At 70.6% G+C, this 1,304-nt stretch carries 3 protein-coding genes; 1 reads left to right on the top strand and 2 read right to left on the bottom strand.

Annotated elements, in window-relative coordinates; translation table 11 throughout:
- Window positions 1-114 (top strand): PPE family protein, SVP subgroup (locus BN4348_RS63040; RefSeq protein WP_142308845.1); only part of this gene is annotated, 114 nt, incomplete at its 5' end.
- Here the strand turns inward: BN4348_RS63040 and BN4348_RS59200 are convergent.
- Both BN4348_RS59200 and BN4348_RS59195 read right to left on the bottom strand, forming a co-directional pair.
- Window positions 101-877, bottom strand: a complete 777-nt coding sequence (locus BN4348_RS59200; protein WP_211145837.1) for a 3-oxoacyl-ACP reductase — start codon at window positions 875-877, stop codon at window positions 101-103. The genes BN4348_RS63040 and BN4348_RS59200 overlap by 14 nt on opposite strands.
- The coding region (locus BN4348_RS59195; protein ID WP_142308846.1) for an aldehyde dehydrogenase family protein at window positions 874-1,304 on the bottom strand (431 nt) is incomplete at its 5' end. The genes BN4348_RS59200 and BN4348_RS59195, both read right to left, overlap by 4 nt.

Raw genomic sequence — 1,304 nt, 5'->3', positions numbered from 1 at the left:
GCGGCGTCCGTCCCGGGTTTCGGTCGCGGCACGCCTGTCGGGACGCTGTCGGCGCCGCAGGCCTGGGTGACGGCCACGGCGCGGCACCGTCACCCAGCGGTCAGAGCGGGGTGACGTAGGCCGAGCTGATGCCGCCGTCGACCAGGAATGTCGACGCGGTGATGAAGGATGCGTCGTCACTGGCCAGGAAGGCCACCGCGGCGGCGATCTCGTCGGGTTCGGCGAAGCGACCCAACGGCACGTGCACCAGGCGGCGGGCGGCCCGCTCCGGGTCCTTGGCGAAAAGCTCTTGCAGGAGCGGGGTGTTGACGGGCCCCGGGCACAGCGCGTTGACGCGGATGCCCTGCCGGGCGAACTGCACCCCCAATTCGCGCGACATGGCCAGGACCCCGCCCTTGGAGGCGGTGTAGGAGATCTGCGAGGTGGCCGAGCCCAGCACCGCGACGAACGACGCCGTGTTGATGATCGATCCCTTGCCGGCGGGCACCATGTGCCGCAACGCGGCCCGGCAGCACAGGTACACCGATTTCAGGTTGATGTCCTGGACTCGTTGCCACGCCGGCAGTTCGGTGTTCTCGATCAGGTCGTCCTCGGGGGGCGAGATGCCGGCGTTGTTGAACGCGATGTCGACCCAGCCGTAGGCCTCGGCCGCGGCGTCGAACAGCGCGTTGACCGCGCTTTCGTCCGAAACATCGGTGGGCACGAACAAGCCGGCGAGCTCCTCGGCGGCCGCGGCGCCGGCGTCGCGGTCGATGTCGCCGACCACGATGGTCGCGCCTTCGGCGCGCATCCGTCGCCCCGCGGCCAACCCGATGCCACCGGCGCCGCCGGTGATCACCGCCACCCGGCCGGCCAGCCGTTGCGTCAGGTCCATCACGAATCCTCCTTGACGGCGATGAACACGTTCTTGGTCTCGGTGAAATGCAGCGGCGCGTCGGGTCCGAGCTCGCGGCCCAGGCCGGACTGCTTGAAACCCCCGAAGGGCGTGTTGTAGCGCACCGACGAGTGCGAGTTCACCGACAGGTTGCCGGACTCGACCGCCCGCGACACCCGCAGCGCGCGGGACAGGTCGTCGGTCCAGATCGATCCCGACAGGCCGTAGGCGGTGTCGTTGGCCAGCGCGATGGCGTCGTGCTCGTCGTCGAACGGCAACACCGTGACGACCGGGCCGAAGATCTCCTCGGTGACGCTGCGGTCGGCGCGCCGGGGCGTCAGGACCGTTGGCGGGAACCAGAACCCGGGGCCCGACGGCGCCGTGCCGCGAAACGCGACGGGGGCGTCGTCGGGCACGTAGGAGGCCACCC

The sequence above is a fragment of the Mycobacterium interjectum genome (genome assembly GCF_900078675.2).
GTDB classification, from domain to species: Bacteria; Actinomycetota; Actinomycetes; order Mycobacteriales; family Mycobacteriaceae; genus Mycobacterium; species Mycobacterium interjectum.
This window is presented reverse-complemented; position numbering and strand designations above follow the sequence as displayed.